This is a genomic window from Micromonospora halophytica (assembly GCF_900090245.1).
Taxonomy (GTDB): Bacteria; Actinomycetota; Actinomycetes; order Mycobacteriales; family Micromonosporaceae; genus Micromonospora; species Micromonospora halophytica.
The window spans coordinates 112,685-133,322 of sequence record NZ_FMDN01000003.1 but is presented as its reverse complement, the minus strand read 5'-3'; the positions used below and the strand labels follow the sequence as shown (position 1 = coordinate 133,322).

At 71.2% G+C, this 20,638-nt stretch carries 17 protein-coding genes; 2 read left to right on the top strand and 15 right to left on the bottom strand.

Annotated features, from left to right (window positions below; genetic code table 11):
* Nucleotides 1–95 precede the first annotated feature (95 nt).
* The 9 genes from GA0070560_RS05760 to GA0070560_RS05720 all read right to left on the bottom strand — a co-directional run bounded on the left by GA0070560_RS05760 (nt 96) and on the right by GA0070560_RS05720 (nt 12,207).
* Nucleotides 96–1,376 (bottom strand): ABC transporter permease, encoded by a 1,281-nt coding sequence (locus tag GA0070560_RS05760; protein ID WP_091292258.1) that lies wholly within the window; start codon nt 1,374–1,376, stop codon nt 96–98.
* Between the two features lie 3 nt (nt 1,377–1,379).
* Complete coding sequence (locus GA0070560_RS05755) at nt 1,380–2,702, bottom strand: ABC transporter permease (RefSeq protein ID WP_091292255.1); 1,323 nt, start codon at nt 2,700–2,702, stop codon at nt 1,380–1,382.
* The gene (locus GA0070560_RS05750) at nt 2,699–4,243 is read right to left on the bottom strand and encodes an ABC transporter ATP-binding protein (RefSeq protein WP_342670415.1); all 1,545 of its coding nucleotides are present in this window, start codon (nt 4,241–4,243) and stop codon (nt 2,699–2,701) included. The genes GA0070560_RS05755 and GA0070560_RS05750 overlap by 4 nt, the downstream gene beginning before the upstream one ends.
* A gap of 264 nt (nt 4,244–4,507) precedes the next feature.
* The gene (locus GA0070560_RS05745) at nt 4,508–5,575 is read right to left on the bottom strand and encodes a BMP family lipoprotein (RefSeq protein WP_170839314.1); all 1,068 of its coding nucleotides are present in this window, start codon (nt 5,573–5,575) and stop codon (nt 4,508–4,510) included.
* Between the two features lie 275 nt (nt 5,576–5,850).
* Nucleotides 5,851–6,192 carry a hypothetical protein gene (locus GA0070560_RS05740; RefSeq protein WP_091292249.1) on the bottom strand — a complete coding sequence of 114 codons (342 nt, stop codon included), beginning with the start codon at nt 6,190–6,192 and terminating at the stop codon, nt 5,851–5,853.
* 173 nt (nt 6,193–6,365) lie between these two features.
* Nucleotides 6,366–8,174, bottom strand: a complete 1,809-nt coding sequence (locus tag GA0070560_RS05735; RefSeq protein WP_091292247.1) for a glycoside hydrolase family 13 protein — start codon at nt 8,172–8,174, stop codon at nt 6,366–6,368.
* 246 nt (nt 8,175–8,420) lie between these two features.
* Nucleotides 8,421–9,320 (bottom strand): sugar ABC transporter permease, encoded by a 900-nt coding sequence (locus tag GA0070560_RS05730; protein ID WP_091292245.1) that lies wholly within the window; start codon nt 9,318–9,320, stop codon nt 8,421–8,423.
* A complete protein-coding gene (locus GA0070560_RS05725; protein WP_091292243.1) occupies nt 9,317–10,957 on the bottom strand; it encodes an ABC transporter permease subunit in 1,641 nt (546 codons plus the stop codon). Before GA0070560_RS05725 ends, GA0070560_RS05730 begins: the two co-directional genes overlap by 4 nt.
* Nucleotides 10,957–12,207: a sugar ABC transporter substrate-binding protein gene (locus GA0070560_RS05720; protein ID WP_091292240.1), complete on the bottom strand. Its 1,251-nt coding sequence runs from the start codon at nt 12,205–12,207 to the stop codon at nt 10,957–10,959. Before GA0070560_RS05720 ends, GA0070560_RS05725 begins: the two co-directional genes overlap by 1 nt.
* A gap of 198 nt (nt 12,208–12,405) precedes the next feature.
* Here GA0070560_RS05720 and GA0070560_RS05715 point away from each other — a divergent pair, with 198 nt between their 5' ends.
* Nucleotides 12,406–13,494 (top strand): LacI family DNA-binding transcriptional regulator, encoded by a 1,089-nt coding sequence (locus GA0070560_RS05715; RefSeq protein ID WP_091292238.1) that lies wholly within the window; start codon nt 12,406–12,408, stop codon nt 13,492–13,494.
* A 503-nt stretch (nt 13,495–13,997) separates the two neighbouring features.
* Nucleotides 13,998–15,635 carry a glycoside hydrolase family 13 protein gene (locus GA0070560_RS05710; RefSeq protein WP_091292236.1) on the top strand — a complete coding sequence of 546 codons (1,638 nt, stop codon included), beginning with the start codon at nt 13,998–14,000 and terminating at the stop codon, nt 15,633–15,635.
* A gap of 148 nt (nt 15,636–15,783) precedes the next feature.
* Here GA0070560_RS05710 and GA0070560_RS05705 read toward each other — a convergent pair whose 3' ends face one another.
* The 6 genes from GA0070560_RS05705 to GA0070560_RS05680 all read right to left on the bottom strand — a co-directional run bounded on the left by GA0070560_RS05705 (nt 15,784) and on the right by GA0070560_RS05680 (nt 20,622).
* Nucleotides 15,784–16,230, bottom strand: coding sequence for a hypothetical protein (locus GA0070560_RS05705; RefSeq protein ID WP_091292234.1), 447 nt, complete (start codon nt 16,228–16,230; stop codon nt 15,784–15,786).
* Between the two features lie 357 nt (nt 16,231–16,587).
* Nucleotides 16,588–16,956, bottom strand: a complete 369-nt coding sequence (locus GA0070560_RS05700) for a GntR family transcriptional regulator (protein ID WP_091292231.1) — start codon at nt 16,954–16,956, stop codon at nt 16,588–16,590.
* Between the two features lies 1 nt (nt 16,957).
* Nucleotides 16,958–17,863 carry a YhjD/YihY/BrkB family envelope integrity protein gene (locus GA0070560_RS05695; protein ID WP_170839313.1) on the bottom strand — a complete coding sequence of 302 codons (906 nt, stop codon included), beginning with the start codon at nt 17,861–17,863 and terminating at the stop codon, nt 16,958–16,960.
* Between the two features lie 88 nt (nt 17,864–17,951).
* Complete coding sequence (locus GA0070560_RS05690) at nt 17,952–18,530, bottom strand: 2'-5' RNA ligase family protein (protein WP_091292228.1); 579 nt, start codon at nt 18,528–18,530, stop codon at nt 17,952–17,954.
* A 19-nt stretch (nt 18,531–18,549) separates the two neighbouring features.
* The gene (gene trpS / locus GA0070560_RS05685; protein WP_091292225.1) at nt 18,550–19,575 is read right to left on the bottom strand and encodes a tryptophan--tRNA ligase; all 1,026 of its coding nucleotides are present in this window, start codon (nt 19,573–19,575) and stop codon (nt 18,550–18,552) included.
* 33 nt (nt 19,576–19,608) lie between these two features.
* On the bottom strand, nt 19,609–20,622 hold the full coding sequence (locus GA0070560_RS05680) for a hemolysin family protein (protein ID WP_091292223.1): 1,014 nt from the start codon (nt 20,620–20,622) through the stop codon (nt 19,609–19,611).
* Nucleotides 20,623–20,638: the final 16 nt, after the last annotated feature.

The following is a 20,638-nucleotide window of genomic DNA, read 5'->3' as shown; positions in this document are numbered from 1 at the left end:
TCACGGCACCACCGTCCGCGACGCGAGGGTGGTCGGACCGGACGCGATCGTGCCCGGCGGGGAAGTCCCCACCGGGCACGGACCGTCGGTGCGCGTCAGCCCTTGATGTACGGCTTGCCGTCCGCCGCGGGTGCCCGGACCCGGCCGACCAGGCCGGCCACGGCCAGGATCGTCGCCAGGTAGGGCAGCATCGCCAGGAACTGGCTGGGGATGCTGCTGCCGATCGCGCCGAGGTAGGTGGCGAGCTGGTCGGCGAAGCCGAAGAAGAGTGCCGCGAGCAGCGCGCCGGTCGGGCTCCACCGGCCGAAGATCAGCGCGGCGAGGGCGATGAAGCCCTTACCGCCGATCATGTTCTTGGTGAAGGTGTAGAGGGCCAGCGTGTACGACGCGCCACCAATGCCGGCGACGACACCGGCGAGCAGCACGTTGCGGTAACGCAGCCCCAGCACCTTGACGCCGAGGGTGTCCGCCGCGGTCGGGTGCTCGCCCACCGAACGGGTGCGCAGGCCCCACCGGGTACGGAACAGCGCGAGGTGGATGACCAGCACCAGCAGCAGGCCGACGTAGAGGAAGAGGTTGCCGCGGAACAGCGCCGGCCCGATCACCGGGATGTCCTTGAGCAGCGGGATCTCCCAGTTGGTGAAGCGCGGCGCGCTGTTGTACTTCTCCGCGTTGGTCTGCATCAGCCGCTCGTAGAGGAAGCCGGTGATGCCGACCGCCAGCAGGTTGAGCACGACGCCCATGACCACCTGGTCGACCAGGTAGCGGATGGCGAAGACCGCCAGCAGCAGCGAGATGAACGCGCCACCGATGGCCGCGGCGACCAGGCCGACCCACACGCTGTTGAACAGGCTGCCGAAGAGCGCGCCGCTGAAGGCGCCCATCAGCAGCTGGCCCTCGATCGCCACGTTCACCACGCCGGAGCGCTCGCAGAGCACACCGGCCAGCGCGCCGAAGACCAGCGGCAGGGCCAGGATGAACGTGCCCCGCACGATGTTGACCATCGGCATGAAGTTGCGGCCCTCGGGGGCGGCGGAGACCTGCCAGCAGAGGAAGCTCAGCACGAAGGCGACCAGCCCGACGCCGAGCACCAGGGTGAACCAGCGCTTCGGCACCCCGGCCAGCAGCGCGCCGCCGGCCGCTGTGGCGATGACGCCGAACAGGATCGCGCCGATCGTGCCGTTGATCTCCAGCGCCGCGCCGCCCTCGGTCTCGCTGAGGGTGAAGCGGGCCTGCCGGTCGGTGGCGAGCGCCCCGAAGAGCACCGCGGCGAGCACGCCCAGCGCCAGCAGGGCCGCGCCGACCTTGCGGTTGCGCGTCCAGAACCCCTCGTCGACCGTGGCGGTGGCGACGTCGGGAACGGCCATGGTGGACATGCCTCACCAGCCCTTCGCGAGGCTCGTCTGCAGCCGGGCCGCGCGGGCGGCCCGGAGCTGGAAGATCGCCTTCACCAGGGCCGGTGCGGCGATGAAGATGACGATCAGCGCCTGGAGGACGGTCACCAGCTCCAGCGAGATCCCGGAGTACGACTGCATCCGGTTGCCGCCGGCCTGGAGCGCGCCGAAGAGCAGCGCCGCCAGCAGCACGCCCCACGGCTTCACCCGGCCGAGCAGCGCCACCAGGATGCCGTCGAACCCGATCTGCGCGACGACCAGCGGGGTCAGGGCGTTCGCGGTCGAGCCGAGCACCATCTGGCTGCCACCGAGGCCGGCGAGCAGACCGGCGATCGCCATCACCAGCACGTACGTCTTGGTGACGCTGATGCCGGCGGTCCGGGCGGCGTCCGGGTTGGCACCGACCGCACGCAGCTCGAAGCCGAGCGTCGAGCGGTTGAGCAGCCACGCGACGAACCAGGTGGCCAGCACCGCGAGCAGGATGCCGGCGTGCACCCGCAGGTCGTCGCCGAGCAGCCGGGGCAGTTGGGCGGAGGAGTCGACCGGTTTGCTGATCGCGTCCGCCCGGTCCGGGTTCTGCACCCCGTTCTGGATGATGATCCAGGAGAGGAAGTAGACCGCGACGTAGTTGAGCATGATCGTGTTGATCACCTCGTGCGCGCCGGTCCGCGCCTTGAGGATGCCCGGGATGAAACCCCAGACCGCGCCACCGATCGCGCCGGCGATCAGGGCGACGATCAGGTGGACCACCGGCGGCAGCGGCAGCGCGAAGCCGGCGACGGCGGCCAGGACGACGCCCATCGTGGCCTGCCCCTGGGCGCCGATGTTGAACAGGCCGCCGCGGAAGGCGAGCGCGACCGACAGGCCGGTGAAGACCAGCGGCGCGGTGTAGGTGAGCGTCTCGGAGATCGGGCCCATCGCCGCCTGGAACCCGGTGGCGTCCGGGTCGAATACCGCGCCCTTGAACAGGTTCGCGTACGCCTCGCTGACCACCGTCCAGCTGGCGTTGAGCGCATCGCCCGGACGGGCGGTGATGTAGCCGTAGGTGGCCAGCACCTCCGGGTCCGACACGATGATCAGGACCGCGCCGAACAGCATCGCCAGCAGCAGCGCGAGCACCGTCACGGTGACCGTGTTGGCGGCCCAGAGGTTCTCCAGGAACAGCCGGCCCAGCGAGGGGCGGGGCTCGTCGGGTCGCTTCGGGGCGTTCATGGTCGCGGCGCGGTTCGCGCCGGCGACCTCGGCCTGCGCCGCCTCGGTCGCCGGCTCCTTGTCCGGGGAGCCCGACACCGGGTGGGAGTTGGTCATGCCTTGTCCTCGTTGCCAGGGCTCTCGGGGGTCGGGGCCGGGGTGCCGGCGTCCGGCCCGCCGGCAGCGCCGCCGGTCGGGGTCGCGCCGGCGGCGTCCGGGGTGATGCCGGCCATCAGCAGGCCGATCTCCTCGCGGGGGGTGTCCGGGCCGACGAGGCCGATGATCCGGCCGCGGTACATCACCGCGATCCGGTCGGCCAGCCCGATCACCTCGTCCAGTTCGCTGGAGACGACCATGACGGCCGTGCCGGCGTCCCGCTCGCGGATCACCCGGCTGTGGATGAACTCGATGGAGCCGACGTCGACGCCCCGGGTCGGCTGCGCGGCGATGAAGAGCTTCAGCGGCCGGGACAGCTCCCGGGCCACGATCACCTTCTGCTGGTTGCCGCCGGAGAGCGTGCCCACTGCGGCGTCGGCCGACGGGGTACGAACGTCGAACTGCTCGATCCGCTCCTTGGCGGACCTGGCGATGGCGTCCGGCTTGAGGGCCAGGCCCTTGCCGAACGGCGGCCGGTCGTAGATGTCGAGGACCAGGTTCTCTGCCACGGAGAACTCCTTGACCAGCCCGTCGACGCTGCGGTCCTCGGGGACGTAGCCGACCCCGGCGTGCAGCACCTTCTTGGTGGACCAGCCGTGGATCGGCTGGCCGTCGAGGGTGACCGTGCCGGCGAGCGTCGGGCGCAGCCCCATGATCGCCTCGATCAGCTCGGTCTGGCCGTTGCCCTGTACGCCCGCGACGCCCAGCACCTCACCGGCGTGCACGGTCAGGTCGACGCCGTCGACCGCGCGCACCTGCCGGTCGTCGTCCACGACCAGGCCGCTGACCTGAAGGATCGGCTTGCCCGGGGTGGCCGGCTGCTTCTCCACGGTGAGCTTGACGCTGCGGCCGACCATCAGCGCGGCCAACTCGTCCCGGCTCGCCTCCGGGGAGGCGGTGCCGACGGTCTTCCCGCGCCGGATCACGGTGATCCGGTCGGCGATGGCCTTGACCTCGCCCAGCTTGTGGGTGATGAAGACGATCGACTTGCCGGCGGCCTTGAGCGACCGCATGACCGCGAGCAGTTCCTCGGTCTCCTGCGGGGTGAGCACGGCGGTCGGCTCGTCGAGGATGAGCAGGTCGACGTCGCGGGTGAGCGCCTTGACGATCTCCACCCGTTGCTGGATGCCGACCGGCAGGTCCTCGATCACCGCGTCCGGGTCGACGCGCAGGTTGTACCGCTCGGAGACCTCGGCGACCTCGCGCCGGGCCCGCCGCCGGTCGAGGAAGCCGACAATGCCGCCCTTGACCTGCTCGGCGCCGAGCATGATGTTCTCCGCGACGGTGAAGACCGGCACGAGCATGAAGTGCTGGTGCACCATGCCGATCCCGGCCGCGATCGCGTCCGACGGGCCCTTCAGCTTCAACGGCTTGCCGTCGACCAGGATCTCGCCCTCGTCGGGCTGGTAGAGCCCGTAGAGGACGTTCATCAGGGTCGACTTGCCGGCGCCGTTCTCGCCGAGCAGGGCGTGGATCTCTCCAGGCTCCACCGTCAGGTCGATGTGGTCGTTGGCGACCAGATCACCGAACCGTTTGGTGATGCCGCGCAGTTCGAGTCTCAGCGCAACCTCCTGGAGTGCGAGCGATGGTGCAGCGTAGCTGCCGGTGGGCCGACCGCCCGACGGGGTCGGCCGACCGGTGGAGCGGATCGGCCGCCCCGGCGTGGCGTGGGGTCGTCCCCACGTGGGCCGAGGCGGCCGATCGTCATGCCTGGTGCCCGCCGGCCTCCGCTGCCGATGATCCCATCGCGGCGGCCGGGGAGGCGGTCACTTGGTCGGCTGAGCCTTCGAGGTGACCGTGATGGTGCCGGCCGCGATGTCGGCCTTGATCTTCTCGACCTCGGCCTTCAGCTCGGCCGGGACCTTGCTGTCGAACTCGTGGTACGGGGCGATCGAGACGCCGTTGTTGGCCAGGTTGCCGACGAAGCCCGGGGTCGCCTGGAGCTTCTCGCCACCGGCGGCCTTGAGCACGGCCTCCTTGACGGCGTCCGGGATGTTCTTGACGACGGTGGTCAGCAGCACCGCGCAGTCCGGGGTGCTCTCGCAGCCGTCGACGTCGACCCAGATGACCGAGTACTTGCCGTCGGAGGCCTTGGCCGCGGAGGTGGTGCCGAGGCCGGCGCCACCGGCGACCGGCATGATGATGTCCGCGCCCTGGGCGACCAGCGCGTCGGAGACCTTCTTGCCCTCGTCCTGCTTCTGGAAGTCGTTGGTGAAGGAACCCTTCTGGGTCGCCTTGTCCCAGCCCAGGACCTGGACGTTCTTGCCCTTGGCCTTGTTGTAGTACGCCACGCCGTCGGCGAAGCCGTCCATGAAGATGGTCACCGGCGGGATCGGCAGGCCACCGTAGGTGCCGACCTTGCCGGTCTTGCTCATCCCGGCGGCCAGGTAGCCGGCCTGGAAGGCCGCCTGGGCGGTGTCGAACTGCATCGGGTAGATGTTGCCGACACCCGGGTTCGAGTCGACGATGCCGAACTGCTGGTTCGGGTTCGCCGTCGCGATCTTCTTGGTGGCGTCCGTCATCAGGCCGCCGACGGCCAGGATGAAGTCGCACTTCTGGTTGACGTACCCGGTCAGGTTGACCTCGTAGTCCGCCTCGGCCTTGGACGCGACGTACTTGATGTCGATGTTGTCGTTCTCCTTCTTCGCCTCCTGAAGGCCCTTCCAGGCGGAGGTGTTGAAGGACTTGTCGTCGATGCCGCCGACGTCGGTCACCATGCAGGCGCTGTACTTCTTGCCGCCGGTACCGGCGTTGTTGTCGTCCTCGGGGGCCTCACCACACGCGGCGGCGCCCAGCACGAGCCCACCCGCCACGAAGGCGGAGGCGATCCGCATCCCACGCACAGAGCGCAAGACGTCTCCTTCCATTGCTCACCGCGGTTGATGCGGTGGCAGCCTTTTGACCGACGAGCGCTGTGCTGCCGGCATCCCACGTTACGGACGGGAGCGTACGCCCGCGCCCGACCACCGGCCGACAATCGTGCACGACTGTTGAGCGCCTGTTACCCGGGTGTGACCGTGGCGTGGGGCAGATCACTCACCGTACCGGTGAGTGATCTGCCGGTTGTCCTGTACGTCCGCTTCCCGCGACACCCGGACGGGTCGGCGGCCTACCGCCAGAAGACCGCCACGGCGGCGGTGACCAGGGTCAACCCGATGATCGCGAGGAAGTGGCCACGGGACACCTGCTCCCGCTTACGGGAGAAGAAGACCATGACAAAGATCAGCAGCGCCAGCACCAACTTGGTAACAAGTTTGGCAGGGGCGGGCTCGTCGCCGTCGCGCAGCGGCGCGGAGAGGCCGATGCCGGTCAGCAGTTGGATGACCGCACCCCAGAGCATGGGCGTGTTGACCAGCAGCCGGCCGCTGAGGTACTGGACGGCGGCGGCGCCGAACAGCAGCGCGAACCCGATCAGATGGACGTAGAGAAGGATCAGTCGAAGAGCTTCCACGCCGGCCATCCTCCCCCATCAACGACAATTCGTAGTAGCACCCCTGCCGCCCTGACCTCAATCCGTGACCTCCACCCGCCCCACCCCCGGCGATCTTGCACTTTGGGTCTCCACAGATCAGGACGAATGCCTTGAACCACCGACCGAAACTGCAAGATCGCGGGTGGGGGGGATCAGGACAGGCGCCAGACCTGGAAGGTGGGGCCGTCCGCCGGCAGGGTGACCGTGCCGTCGGCGTCGGGGCGTAGGGCGGGTGCGCCGCCGTAGGCGTTCTCCCCGGCCGGCAGGCCGGCCAGCCGGAGCGGGGCGCCGGCGGCCCGGCGGGCCAGCACCAGCACCGAGCCGGTCGGAGCCTCGCGGAGGAAGACCAGGGTGTCGGCGTCGGCGTGCACCCAGCGCAGGCCGCCGTGGCGCAGCGCCGGCTCGTCGCGGCGCAGCGCCAGCAGCCCTCGGTACGCGGCGAAGGTCGCCCGGTCCCAGCTCTGCGGCCGGTGCCACGGCATCGGGGTACGCGAGCCCTCGCCGTTGGTGCCGGTCAGCCCCAGCTCGTCACCGGCGAAGATCACCGGGGTGCCCGGCATGGTGGCGAGCAGGCCGGCAGCCACCTCCTGCCGGGCCGCGTCGCCGACCACGGTGCGGATCCGGGCCGAGTCGTGCGAGCCGAGCAGCTGCCAGGAGTGCGTGTACGACCGCCAGGAGATCAGCGACCGGTAGGTGTTCATGGTGGCCAGCACCGCGTCGGCGTCCCGCCGGCACACCCCGCCGGGGGTGCCGAGGAAGTTCGGCACCGGGCCTTCGCCGTGCCGCAGCCAGGACCAGACCGGGTCGGTGAAGCCGACGTAGTTCATCGTCCCGTGCCAGCCGTCGCGGTCGAGGTCGCCGGTGTGGTCGTGGCCGTGCTCGGCGAGCAGCAGCCCGTCCGGGCGGGTGTCGGCCACCACCTCGCGCAGCAGCCGCGCCACCTCGTGGGTGTACGCGTCCGCGCCGCGCCGGCCGGTCATGTTCGCCACGTCGACCCGCCAGCCGTCGAGGGCGTACGGCGGGCGCAGCCAGCGGCGCAGCAGCGAGTCCTCGGCGGTGGCGAAGCGGCGACGTAGCTCGGCGCTGCCCCAGTTCAGCTTCGGCAGCGACTTGACCCCGTTCCAGGACTCGTAGTCGCCGGAGGAGTCGAAGTAGTACAGCTCCCGCTCGGGTGCGGTGACGTCGGAGACGGCGGCGGTGAACCACTGGTGGGCGTCGCCGGTGTGGTTGCTGGTGATGTCGCCGAGCAGCCGCCAGCCCCGGGCGCGCACCGCGTCGGCGAGCCGGGCCAGCGCGGCGTCCCCGCCGAGCAGCGGGTCGATCGTGTCGAAGCTGGCGGCGTCGTACCGGTGGTTGGAGCGGGCCGGGAAGATCGGGGTGAGGTAGAGGGTGTTGACGCCCAGCCGGGACAGGTGGTCCAGGCGCTCGGTGATGCCGTCCAGGTCGCCGCCGTAGAACTGGCGCGGCGTCGCCGGCCCGTGGCCGACGACCGGAGTGTCCCAGTCGCAGGGGATCGCCCAGTTCGGCGCGGTGCGGGTGTCGGCGGCGGCGGAGCGGGCGAACCGGTCCGGGAAGATCTGGTAGATCACCGCGTCCCGCGCCCAGGCCGGCGGCGGGGCGTAGCTGACCAGCTTGAAGTCACCGTTGTCGGGCACGTCGTGGGCGACCAGGCCGGCGGCGTTGAGCCAGCGGTGGCCCCCGGCCCCGGAGAGCATGAAGCGGTAGTTGCTGACCGGGTTGCGGACCTCGACCTCGGCCCGCCACCAGACGTCACCGCCGTCGGTGCGGTCGACGACGGCCTCGGCGAAGCGGGGCTCGCCGTCCCCGGTGGTCCGGACGTGCACCTGGCGGACGTCGGCGCCGGCCGGGACGCGGACGAAGACCGGCACGCGCTGCCCGAGCGTCGGTTCCTGCTCGGGCACGTAGGTGGCGGATCCGTCGTGGTGCGGCTGCAGGGGCATGGCAGAACCTTTCGGGTACGAGGTACGAGGAGAAGAGGGGGCGACCTTCCCGGTCGCCCCGGAACTGCTCCGGTGTACGTCGTCGACGCCGACGCCCTTGCCGCAGCGTTGCTCGTCGGGGTGGGGCCGGGCCCGTGCGGACCCGACCCGTCGGCCGCCCGGTCAGACCCGGACCACCGGACCAGCCGCCCGGTCAGACCCGGACCACTGACCTCGCCCTCCGCGGAGAGCGCCCACCCCTCCGACTTATCCCTTGACCGCTCCGGCGGTGAGTCCGGAGACGATGTAGCGCTGGAGGAGCTGGAACACCAGCACCGTCGGGATGGCGGTGAGCAGGGTGCCCGCCGCGAAGATCCCGAAGTTGTTGTTGCGCTCACCGGCCACCAGGCCGAACATGCCGACCGCGAGGGTCTTCGAGTTGGTGTTGGTGAGGAACACGTTGGCGATCAGGAATTCGTTGATCGAGCCGATGAAGGCGAGCAGGCCGGTCACCGCCAGGATCGGCGCCACCAGCGGCAGCATGATCCGGAAGAAGACCTGGGCGTGCGAGGCGCCGTCCATGGTGGCGGACTCGTCCAGCTCCTTCGGCAGGGTGTCGAAGAAGCCCTTCATCAGCCAGGTGTTCGCGCCGAGGGCGGCACCCATGTAGAGCAGGAAGAGACCCCACGGGGTGTTGAAGCCGATCACCGGCCACAGGTCGGTGACCTTCGTGAAGATCAGGAAGATCGCCACGATCGCCAGGAACTGCGGGAACATCTGGATCAGCAGCAGCGACAGCAGCCCGACCCGGCGGCCGGCGAAGCGCATCCGGGAGAAGGCGTACGCCGCCAGCGCCGACAGGAAGATCGACGCGAAGCTGGCCACCCCGGCGAGCAGCAGCGAGTTGAGGAACCACCGGGCGAACGCGGTCCGCTCGAACAGGTTGGTGAAGTTCTCCGCCGAGGCGCCGGTCGGCAGCAGCTCCGTGGAGGAGAGGGTGCCGAGCGGGTTGAGCGCCGCCGACAGGACGAACAGGATCGGGAAGAGGCTGAACGCCACCGCCAGCACCCCGACCAGGTGCCGCCACCCGACCTGGGCGAACCAGCGGTTCCTCGACCTGCCCTTGGCGTTGCGGTTGGCGGCCGGGGCGTCCGCGTACGTGCTCACGAGTACACCTCCTCCTGCTTGCGGGTCCGCGAGAAGCTGATCGCCGACACCGTCGCCACGATCGTGAAGATGAAGATCGAGACGGCGGCGGCCAGGCCGTACTCGGCGCCCTGGGCGCCGAAGGCCAGCCGGTAGGTGTAGGTGATCAACAGGTCGGTGGCGCCGGCCGTCGGGTTGTCCGCCGGGAAGGGCCCACCCTCGGTGGTGAGGTAGATCGCGTTGAAGTTGTTGAAGTTGTACGCGAAGGACGCGATCAGCAGCGGCGAGATCGCCACCAGCAGCAGCGGCAGGGTGACCGCCCGGAACGACTGGAAGGGCGACGCCCCGTCGACCGAGGTGGCCTCGGTCAGCTCCTTCGGGATGGCCTGGAGCGCGCCGGTGGCCACCAGGAACATGTACGGGTAGCCCAGCCAGAGCTGGACCAGCAGCACCGCGATCCGGGCCGACCAGGTCTCGCCGAACCAGTCCACCCCGAGCCCGAACAGGTTGTTGATCAGGCCGAAGTCGGTGTTGAACATGTCCCGCCAGACCAGCAGCATCGCGAACGACGGCATGGCGTACGGCAGGATCAGCAGCACCCGGTAGAAGTTGGTGCCGCGCATCCGGGGCGAGTGCAGCGCCAGCGCGATACCCATGCCGAGCAGGAACGTGAAGCCGGTCGAGCCGATCGCGAAGGCGAAGTTCCACATCAGGGTGCCGAAGAAGGGGCCGGAGATGGCCGGGTCGGTCAGCACCCGGGAGAAGTTCTGCAGTCCGACGTTGACCCGCCAGCCCTGGGCCAGCCGGTCGCCGTCGGCGGCGACGAAGGCGCCGACGGACTCGTCGGCGGTCCAGGTCCTGCCGCTCTCGCTGTCGGTGATGCAGTCGCAGCCCGCGTCGTACGCCCGGACCGCCTTGCCCTCGTACGCCCGGGAGAGGCCGGAGGAGCGCAGCGCGCCGCCGGAGGTCGGCACCACCAGGTCGGTGATGTCCTTGCTGCGGGCGCTGGCCTGGCCGAAGTTGAGGATGGTGTAGCCGTCGGCGGCGGTGACCTTGCCGCCCGGGGCGACGGTGATGTCACCGGCGTCGAGCTGGGTCAGGCCCTCGGTGTCACCGACCGAGACGGTGTTGGTCTTCGGGTCGGTGATCAGGAAGACCAGCGGGCCGGTCGCCGGGTCGCCCTTGGTGGCGACGGTCAGCGGGAACTGGGTGGAGCCGGGAACCTGCTTCACCGAGCCGCTCTGGATGGCGACGATCGCGTCGTCCTTGCTGCCGCGGTGGCCGTCGCCGAAGTTCGTGAACGCGGTGCTCGCGGTGTAGAGCACCGGGAAGACCTGGAACGCCACCAGGAAGAGGGTGCCCGGGATCAGGTACTTGCCCGGGATGTGCCGGGGGGTCAGGTAGAGGTAGAACAGGCCGGCGGTGGTCGCCAGCAGGACGGCCAGGCCGACCCAGAGCTTCGCCTCGATGAGCGGGAAGGCCGCCCAGATCGCGATCCCGGCCACCAGGCCGAGCAGGACCACCTTGACGACGAGGCCGGTCAGGGTGATCGGCGCGTGGTTCCGCGCGGTACGGGACTTGCGCGGGGACCCGGAGCGGACGGGCCCCCGGCCCGGGGTCTGCTGGGCAGACCCCGGGCCGGACAGCGACGTGCTCATTACTTGATCTGACCGGCGATCGTGTTACCGGCCGAGGTGATCGTCTTGGCCGGGTCGGCACCGCCGATGATGGCGGCCTCCGCCTTGCCGAACGGGTCCCAGATCGCGGCCATGGCCGGGATCGCCGGGAGCACCTGGCCGTTCTTGCCGGCCTCCTGGAACTTGGCCAGGTCCGGGTCGCTGCCCTTGACCTGGTCCAGAGCGGCGGTCAGCGCCGGCGGACGCGGCTCGGCGTTGTACAGGGCGACGGCCAGCTCGGGGGTGGTCACGTAGTTCGCGACGAACTCCTGGGCCAGTGCCTTGTTCTTGCCCTTCGACGCGACGTAGAACGACTGGACGCCCACGAACGGCTGGGCCTCCTTGCCGCCGGCGAAGCCGGGGACCGGGGAGATGTCGTACTTGATGCCGGCCTTCTTGGCGTCGGCGATCGCCCACGGGCCGGAGACCAGGTAGGCGCACTTCTTGCCGGTGAAGGTGGCGATCGAGTTCTCGCCGGTGATGGAGCGCTTCAGCGCACCGTCGCCCTTCTCACCCAGCTTGGCGATCTTCTTGAACGCCTCGATCGACTCCGGCTTGCCGACGCCCAGGTCCTTCGGGTCGTAGTCGCCGTTGGCGGTGGTGCCGAAGAGGTAGCCGCCGGCCGAGGTGTACAGCGGGTAGATGTGGTACGCGTCGCCGTTCTGGCCGGACTGGAGGCAGAGGATCTCGCTGGCCTTCTTCTCCGCCTTGAGCTTCTTGCCGGCGGCGACCAGGTCCTCGATCGTCTTCGGGGCCTCGGGGGCCAGCTCGGTGTTGCGGATCAGCGCCACGTTCTCCATGGCGTAGGGGACGCCGTAGAGCTGGCCGTTGAAGGTCACGGCCTTGAGGGCGGTCTCGTTGAAGCCGCTCTTCTGCTCGGCGGCGAGCTGCACCGGGTCGATGGCGCCGTTCTGGACCAGGTTGCCGATCCAGTCGTGCGCGCCGACCACGACGTCCGGGCCGCTGCCCTGCTGGGAGGCGGTCACGAAGTTGGTCTGCAGGTCCTTGGAGACGGCCTGCACCTCGACGGTGACGCCGTTCTCCTGGCCGAACTTGTCGCCGAACGGCTTGAGGGCCTCGGCCCGCTTGTCGTCGGCCCAGATCACGAGCTTGCCGCCCGCGGCCTTGGGGGATTCCTTCGCGGCCGGCTCGTCCTTGCTGTTGTCGCCGCAGCCGGACGCAGCGAGCGCCAGACCGAGAACGGCGACCACACCCGCGGTACGGATGCGCATCGGTACTCCTGTCGTTGTGGCCGACCGCCGGGGGAAGGGCGGCCCGCCAGTGGAAACCTCTGTAAGTTCTTGCCAACCGGCGCCAGAGTGCTGCGCCGCTGCTCTCGCGTGTTGCGGGGACGTTAGCAAGAGGTTTCAGAGAATGGAAGGGCTTGCAGAAGTGTACGCAAGAACTTGCCCGTGAGCTAAAGTGCCGCCATGCGCGCTCGACTGTCCGACATCGCCCAGCAGGCCGAAGTCAGCGAGGCCACGGTGTCGCGGGTGCTCAACGACCGCCCCGGTGTGGCCCCCGAGACCCGGCAGGCCGTCCTGACCGCCCTCGATGTGCTCGGTTACGAGCGCCCCGCCCGGCTGCGCAAGCGCAGCGCCGGGCTCGTCGGGCTGGTCGTACCGGAGCTGGACAACCCGATCTTCCCCGCGTTCGCCCAGGTGATCGAGTCGACCCTGGCGCAGAGCGGGTTCACTCCGGTGCTCTGCACCCAGACCCCCGGCGGGGTCACCGAGGACGAGTACGTCGAGATGCTGCTGGACCGGCAGGTCTCCGGGATCGTCTTCGTCTCCGGCCTGCACGCCGACACGGCCGCCAACCACGACCGCTACCGGGCGCTGATTGCCCGCCCGCTGCCGATCGTGATGATCAACGGGTACGCGCCGGGCATCGCCGCCCCCTTCGTCTCCTGCGACGACGGCGAGGCCACCGAACTGGCCGTCGCCCACCTGGTCGCACTCGGCCACCGCCGGATCGGCCTGATCACCGGCCCGGACCGGTTCGTGCCGGTGCAGCGCCGGGTGGCCGGCTTCCGGGCCGCGATGACCCGGCTGGCCGGAGCGACCGAGTCGGACCTGGCCGAACTGGCCGAGCTCTCGCTCTTCGGCGTCGAGGGCGGCGAGGCCGCCGCCGGGCGGCTGATCGAGCGCGGGGTCACCGGGATCGTCTGCGGCTCCGACCTGATGGCCCTCGGCGCGATCCGGGCCGCCCGGCAGCGCGGCATGTCGGTGCCCGGGGACGTCTCGGTGGTCGGCTACGACGACTCGCCGCTGATGGCCTTCACCGATCCGCCACTGACCACCATGCGGCAGCCGGTGACGGCGATGGCGGTCGCCGCGGTCCGCGCCCTGGTCGACGAGATCAACGGGCACGCCGCGCCGCACTCGGAGTACCTGTTCCGCCCGGAACTGGTGGTGCGCGGCTCCACCGCCGTGGTCCGCCAACCCGACCCCAACCCGGCGCCCGGCGGCCCGAAGCGGCAGCGGCCGGCGCCGCCCGCGCTCCCCGTCCCGGCCTGACGGCCCTCCGCCCTCCACCCTCGACCGACCGGCCCGACCCGACCCGTGCCGTCTCGCCATGTCGGCGATATGGCGGTATTCAGGCCCCCGTGGCACCGCCACCTCGCCGACATGGAGTTGATCTCGCCGCCCACCACCGCGGCGCGGGTGGAGCGAGGCCGCAGGCCGCATCACGACACCGTCGGCGATCCCGCACCGCAGCCCGCGGCACGCCGCCGGGGGCGGTCCGTACTCGACCAGGGCGGCAGTCGGAGCCCGTCACATGGACGCGCTCCCACCGGACGACCGTCCGCGCGTTCCGTCCCGGCCCCACGCGTCCCACTGGCTGGGACACGCCGGAAGGTGACGTTACCCTGGCCGGAGGGTGACAGCCGTCATTTCTTGCGCAAGGAATGCTTGACTCTTGCAGCGGCAGACCGGCATTCTGCTCTGACACCCGCGCCCGTCACCCACCGCCGCGCGGGCTCACGCCGTCCCGCGCCACAGAACGGGGATCGTCACCGATGACCGACGCCACCAACCCGGCCCCGCTGACCTCCGACGACGACTGGTGGCGTTCCGCGGTCGTCTACCAGGTCTACGTCCGCAGCTTCGCCGACGCCAACGGCGACGGCGTGGGTGACCTCCAGGGCATCCGCGAGCGCCTGCCGTACCTGCGCGACCTCGGGGTCGACGCGCTCTGGCTCACCCCCTTCTACACCTCGCCGCAGGTCGATGCCGGCTACGACGTCGCCGACTACCGCGACGTCGACCCACTCTTCGGCTCGCTCACCGACTTCGACGCGATGATCACCGACGCGCACGCCCTCGGCCTGCGGATCATCGTCGACCTGGTGCCCAACCACACCTCCAGCCAGCACCCGTGGTTCTCCGCCGCGCTCGCCGCCGCCCCCGGCTCCCCCGAGCGCGAGTTCTACCTCTTCGCCGACGGCAAGGGCGAGAACGGCGAGCTGCCGCCGAACGACTGGGAGAGCATCTTCGGCGGTCCCGCCTGGACCCGGGTGCCGGACGGCCAGTGGTACCTGCACCTGTTCGACCCTGCCCAGCCCGACCTGAACTGGCGACACCCGCAGGTCCGCGCCGAGTTCGAGGACGTGCTCCGGTTCTGGCTCGACCGTGGCGTCGACGGGTTCCGGATCGACGTGGCACACGGAATGATCAAGGCCGAAGGGCTGCCGGACGTCGGCTTCAACTCGATGACCACCGGCCAGCGCCAGTCCGAGCTGCTCGGCAAGGGCCGCCTGCCCTACTTCGACCAGGACGAGGTGCACGACATCTACCGCGCCTGGCGACCGATCCTGGACAGCTACCCGGGCGGCCGGATGGCGGTGGCCGAGGCGTGGGCGGAGACCCCGCAGCGACTGGCCCGCTACATCGGGCCGGACGAGCTGCACCAGGCGTTCAGCTTCGACTTCCTCGACGCCACCTGGTCGGCCGACTCGTTCCGCAAGGTCATCGACACCGCGCTGGCCGAGTCGACCATCGTCGGCGCCCCGACCACCTGGGTGCTCTCCAACCACGACCGACAGCGGCACGTCACCCGGTACGGCGACGGCGAGGTCGGCCTGCGCCGCGCCCGCGCCGCGGCCCTGCTGATGCTGGCCCTGCCCGGCTGCGCCTACGTCTACCAGGGCGAGGAGCTGGGCCTGCCCGAGGTGCTGGACATCCCCGACGAGCTCCGCCAGGACCCGGCGTTCCTGCGTACCGGGGAGAGCCGGGACGGCTGCCGGGTGCCGATCCCGTGGAGCGGCGAGCTGGCCCCGTACGGCTTCGGCCCGCAGGGTTGCGAGCTGAGCTGGCTGCCGGCCCCGGCGACCTGGCGTGCCCTCTCGGTGGCCGCCCAGACCGGCGTGCCCGGCTCGACGCTGGAGCTCTACCGCGCGGCGCTGCGGATCCGGCACGAGCACCCGGCCCTGGCCGGCACGACCGGCGGCGTGACCTGGCTGGAGACTGAGCCGGGTGTGCTGGCCTTCCACCGCACCGACGGTGCCACCACCCTGACCTGCGTGGTCAACATCAGCGGCGCCGTGGTCGTGGTCGAGGGCTACGGCCGGCCGATCGTCGCCAGCGAGGAACTCACCGAGCAGGGACCGGGTCACGTCCTGCCGGTCGACGCAGCTGCGTGGTTCGAACGGCGCTGAGCCGGGTAACCCGCCATCGACCTGGTCGTCCGTTGTGCTCCGCGCCGACGGGCGACTGGGCAGACGACCCCTTGTGGTGGGGGGTGAGGTGATGCCGGCGCTCCGGGGAGTCCGCTCCCCGGAACGCCGGTGTCCATTCGGGACGGGGTCAGCGCCCCTTGCGCCGCAGTTGCTCGGCGATCCGGTCGAAACCGGCGCGCAGTTGCTCCTCGGTCGGCGCGGGCAACGGCTCCGGCGGGTGCTCCTCCTGTGCGGCCGCCCGCTCCAGTTCCTCGTCGAGGACGTCGGCGAAGTCGCCGTAGAGGTCGGACTCCTCGATCCGGGCCGCCTCGTCCCGTGCGGCGATCTGCGCGGCGGCGATCTCGCCTCGGACCTCGTCGGCCGAGAGCGCCGGCACCAGCGGCTCGACCACCGCCATCAGCTGCTCCTCGGCCACCACCGCCTCGGCCAGGGCGAGGGCGTGCGGTCGCTCGTACGGGCCGCAGACCACCGGCTCCCACTCCGCCGGGTCGCCGAGCGGACCGAACGTGATGATCCACGGCAGGCCGAGCATCGGCGAGTCGTCCGGCAACTCCAACGTCACGAGTGCACCCACGGGCTCATCATGGTCGGTCGACTCACCGAGCCGGGCGGCATTTGCCCTATTCATCTTTTCCTTCGGTGTCCCGCCTGCGGCTACTCCACCACCGGGTCGTCGCCCACAAAGGCCCGCCAACGCTCGACCCAGCCGGCCCGCACCGCGGCAAGGTCCCGACCGTACCCGCTGACCACGAGGGCGGCCGGACCCGGCCCGCCGTCGGTCAGCGGCCGCTCGGCGGTGGCCGCGACCTGGATCTCCTGGCCACCACGATGGCGCGACGACGGCGTGCCACGGCGGCGAGACGGCGCGGCAGGGGCGGGTCGGCACCTACCCGGCGGCGCGGCGAGGACGTGGCCGGACGGTGTGGCGGTGTCAGGCGGGCCGGTCGGCGTCGAAGGCCGCACGCACCAGTGCCAGCGCCGTCTCCGGCGGCACGCCGAGCCGGGCCGCCTCCTCGGCGTAGCGTAGCGCCGAGCGCTGCAACCGGTCCGTCGCGTCGTCCCGCCCCGGCGCGACGTACGTGCCGTGCCGGCCCCGGGTCTCCACCAGCCCGGCGCCCTCCAGCTCCCGGTACGCCCGGGCCACGGTGTTCACCGCCAGGCCCAGCTCGCCGGCGAACTGCCGGACCGGGGGCAGCCGGGTGCCGACCGGCAGCCGCCCGTCGCCGATCATGGCGGCCAACTGCCCGCGCACCTGCTCGTACGGCGGCGTCGCCGCGCCCGGGTCGATCTCGATCAGCACGTCAGCCCGCCCCTCCCGGCGTACCCGGACCGGTGTCCGCCTCCGCCTCGGCGTCGACGCCCGCCGGGGCGGGCCCCTCGGCCAGGTCGACCACCCGGCCGTGCCGGCTGGTCGCGGCCAGCGCGGCGCCGAAGAGCACCAGCTGGTTGAGCAGGTAGAGATAGAGCAGCACGGCCACCGCGCCGGCCACCACCGTGTACGCCGGGTTCCGTTCGGTCCGCACGATGTAGTAGCGCCCGACGGTGTTCAGCAGCGTGATCCCCACCGCGACGAACAGCACCACGGGCCGCAGTCGGCGCCGGCTCATCCGCAGCCGGGGCACCGCCACCAGCAGCGCCGCCGCGAGCACCGCGTTGATCAGGACGCTGAGCACCGCGCTGATCGTGGTGAGGCCGACCGAGCCGGTGGCCCGCAGCAGGAAGCGCAGCAACGACTCCAGGGCGTCCACGGCCGCCACCGAGAGGCCGAGCATCACGAAGACCAGCACCAGCACGCCCAGGTCGACCAGACGGCGTACCACCAGGTTGCCGGGCTGCTGGTTGAACCCGTACATCAGCCGCTGCGACGAGCGGATCGCCTCCACCCAGCCGATCCCGGTGAAGACCAGGATCACCAGGCCGACCACGCCGACGGTGTTGCTGCTCTGGGCGATCTGCTGCGGGTCGAGGAAGGGCAGGTTCTGCCGCAGGAAGTCGGCCGCCGCGTCGCTGACCTCGTCGTTGTCCTCAAGGATCGCCCCGAAGATCGAGTACGCGACCAGGGCCAGCGCGAAAACGGCGAAGAACCCGTAGTAGGCGATGGCCGCCGCGAGCCGGCCGCCGAGCACGTTGCCGTACAGGTCGACCGCCCGCCACAGGTGGTCGAACCGGGGCCACCGCCGCCGGGCCGTGGTGAACCGGCGGTCCATGCCGGCCGTCAGCCGACCCCACGCGTCCACCACGTCATCCTCGCCGATCTCCCGCCGGCCGGGGCGGGCAAGTGGTCACCGGGCCCGGTCAGCCACCGAGCCGGAAGTCCCGGCGCGGCTGCCACCGGGTCTCACCGCTGTGCGAGAAGAGGGTGAACGAGTCGACCTCGAACATCGCCGAGAAGTCGGCCAGGTCCTCGTACGCCCGGTCCAGCGCCTCCGGCGCGACGTCCTGCGCGACGGTGACGTGCGGGTGGTACGGGAAGCGGGCCTCCCGGTGCAGCTCGGGCGCGGCGTTGATGGCGGCGGCGAGCAGTTCGCACTCGCTGATCCCGGCCGCCACCGCCACGAAGACCACCTGGGTCACCGGCCGGAAGGTGCCGGTGCCGCGCAGGTGCAGGGTGAACGGCAGGTGCGCGCCGGCGACCCGGGCCAGGTGCTCCTCGACCGCCGGCAGCGCGGCCACCGGGATCTCGGTGGGCCCGAGCAGGGTCACGTGCGCCGGCACCGCCTGCGGGTCACCCGCCTCGACCCGGCGCCGGGTGAGCATGCCGCCCCACGGCTCCGGGATGTCCACCGCGATCCCGATCTGGATGGTGTCACCGGCCCTCGGCGCCCCGTCCCTGCGATCCACGCTCCGCGCCACCCCTCCGGCCACCGACTCCACCCCTGACGACCCGGGGCCGCTACTCGAAGCGGACCGGCGGGAAGAAGCCGACCCGGTCGTACGCCGTGCGCAACGTCGCCGAGGCCACCGCGCGTGCCTTCTCCGCGCCGGCGGCGAGGAGCTTGTCGAGCTGGGCGGGGTCGTCCAGGTAGCCGCGGGTGCGCTCCTGGATCGGGGTGACGAACTCCCGGACCACCTCGCCGAGGTCCTTCTTCAGGTCGCCGTAGCCCTTGCCGTCGTACGCGGCGACCAGGTCGTCGATATCCCGACCGGAGAGCGCCGAGTAGATCGTCAGCAGGTTGGAGATGCCCGGCTTGGTCTCGGCGTCGAAGACGATCTCGCGGCCGGTGTCGGTGACCGCCGAACGGATCTTCTTGGCCGAGCGGGCCGGGTCCTCCAGCAGGTCGATGATGCCGGCCGGCGAGGACGACGACTTCGACATCTTCGCCGTCGGGTCCTGCAGGTCGGTGATCTTCGCGGTGTCCTTGACGATGTGCGGCGCGGGCACCGTGAAGGTCTGCCCGAACAGCGAGTTGAACCGCTGCGCCAGGTCGCGGGAGAGCTCCAGGTGCTGGCGCTGGTCCTCGCCGACCGGCACCGCGTTCGCCTGGTAGAGCAGGATGTCGGCGGCCTGCAGGATCGGGTACGTGAACAGGCCGACGCTGGCCCGCTCGCTGCCCTGCTTCTGCGACTTGTCCTTGAACTGGGTCATCCGGCTGGCCTCGCCGAAGCCGGTGATGCAGCCCAGCACCCAGGCCAGCTGCGAGTGCTCGGGCACCTGCGACTGGACGAAGAGGGTGCTGCGCTCCGGGTCGAGCCCGACCGCGAAGAGCTGCGCAGCGGCCACCCGGCTGCGCTGCCTGAGCACCTTCGGGTCGTGCCCGGCGGTGATCGCGTGCAGGTCGACCACGCAGTAGAACGCGTCGTGGCTCTCCTGCAACGCCACCCAGTGCCGTACCGCGCCCAGGTAGTTGCCGAGGTGGAACGAGTCGGCCGTCGGCTGGATGCCGGAGAAGACGCGCGGGCGGGCGGGTACGTCGGACATGCCGGCAATTCTGTCAGCAACCCCCGGCGTACGTCATGACGGGCCGGCGGGTCGGCTCACCACCGGCCCGCCCGGGGCCGTGACCTCGCGCCGCTGCTCGGGCAGGCGCGCGGCGGAGACCGCTATCCGGGACACCCGGCGGCCCTCCAGGGCCAGCACCCGCACCAGCCAGCCGCCGCCCGGCGGCTCGGGGTGGTCGGTGTGGGGCGGGGCCACCGGCACCTCGTCGCCGGCGACCGGCAGCCGTCCCAGCGCGGCCATCACGAAACCACCGACGGTCTCGTACGGCCCGGTCGGCAGCGCCACCCCGGTCCGCTCGGCGAAGTCGGCGAGGTTGAGCCGGCCGTCCAGCACGGCGGGCAGGCCGGCGTGGGGCGGCTCGGGCGTGTCGTCGTACTCGTCGTGGATCTCGCCGACCAGCTCCTCGATCAGGTCTTCGAGGGTGACGATGCCGGCGGTCCCGCCGTACTCGTCGACCACCACCGCCAGGTGGTGGCCCTCCCGGCGCATCTCGGTCAGCGCGGCGAGCACCCGCTTGCTGCCGGGCAACTGCTTCACCTCGCGGACCAGTTCGCCGAGCGTGGCGTGCGGGTCGAGGTCGGGGCGCAGCAGCACGTCGCGCAGGTGCACGAAGCCGACCACGTCGTCGTGGGTGCCGTCGACCACCGGGTAGCGGGTGTGCGTGTCGGCCCGGACCACCCGCCCGGCCTCGGCGAGGCTCATCCCGGCGGAGAGGAAGACCACCTCGGTGCGGGGCATCATCACCTCGCGGACCAGGCTCGCCCCGGCGACCAGCACCTCGTCGATGATGCGGCGCTCGTCGGGGTCGAGCACCGTGTTGGCCGCGACCAGGTCGCGCAGCTCGTCCTCGCTGATCCGCTCCCGCCCGGCAGCCGGGCTCGCGCCGAGCAGGCCGGTGACCAGCCGGGTGGCGCCGTCGGCGGCCCGGACGACGAGCCGGGCCACGCTGCGCGCCACCGGACCCGGTTCCCGCCGTGGTCTTCCCTGCGCTCGCCTCCGGAACCCGGGACCTGCCGCTTCCCGCATGCAGGTGATGGTAGGG

Coding starts and splice junctions, on each gene's coding strand:
- GA0070560_RS05735 (WP_091292247.1), bottom strand. CDS start 8,174: ATGCCCCTGCAGCCGCACCACGACGGATCCGCCACCTACGTGCCCGAG.
- GA0070560_RS05680 (WP_091292223.1), bottom strand. CDS start 20,622: ATGCGGGAAGCGGCAGGTCCCGGGTTCCGGAGGCGAGCGCAGGGAAGA.
- GA0070560_RS05720 (WP_091292240.1), bottom strand. CDS start 12,207: ATGCGCATCCGTACCGCGGGTGTGGTCGCCGTTCTCGGTCTGGCGCTC.
- GA0070560_RS05725 (WP_091292243.1), bottom strand. CDS start 10,957: ATGAGCACGTCGCTGTCCGGCCCGGGGTCTGCCCAGCAGACCCCGGGC.
- trpS (WP_091292225.1), bottom strand. CDS start 19,575: ATGTCCGACGTACCCGCCCGCCCGCGCGTCTTCTCCGGCATCCAGCCG.
- GA0070560_RS05710 (WP_091292236.1), top strand. CDS start 13,998: ATGACCGACGCCACCAACCCGGCCCCGCTGACCTCCGACGACGACTGG.
- GA0070560_RS05695 (WP_170839313.1), bottom strand. CDS start 17,863: ATGGACCGCCGGTTCACCACGGCCCGGCGGCGGTGGCCCCGGTTCGAC.
- GA0070560_RS05760 (WP_091292258.1), bottom strand. CDS start 1,376: ATGTCCACCATGGCCGTTCCCGACGTCGCCACCGCCACGGTCGACGAG.
- GA0070560_RS05715 (WP_091292238.1), top strand. CDS start 12,406: ATGCGCGCTCGACTGTCCGACATCGCCCAGCAGGCCGAAGTCAGCGAG.
- GA0070560_RS05745 (WP_170839314.1), bottom strand. CDS start 5,575: ATGCGGATCGCCTCCGCCTTCGTGGCGGGTGGGCTCGTGCTGGGCGCC.
- GA0070560_RS05755 (WP_091292255.1), bottom strand. CDS start 2,702: ATGACCAACTCCCACCCGGTGTCGGGCTCCCCGGACAAGGAGCCGGCG.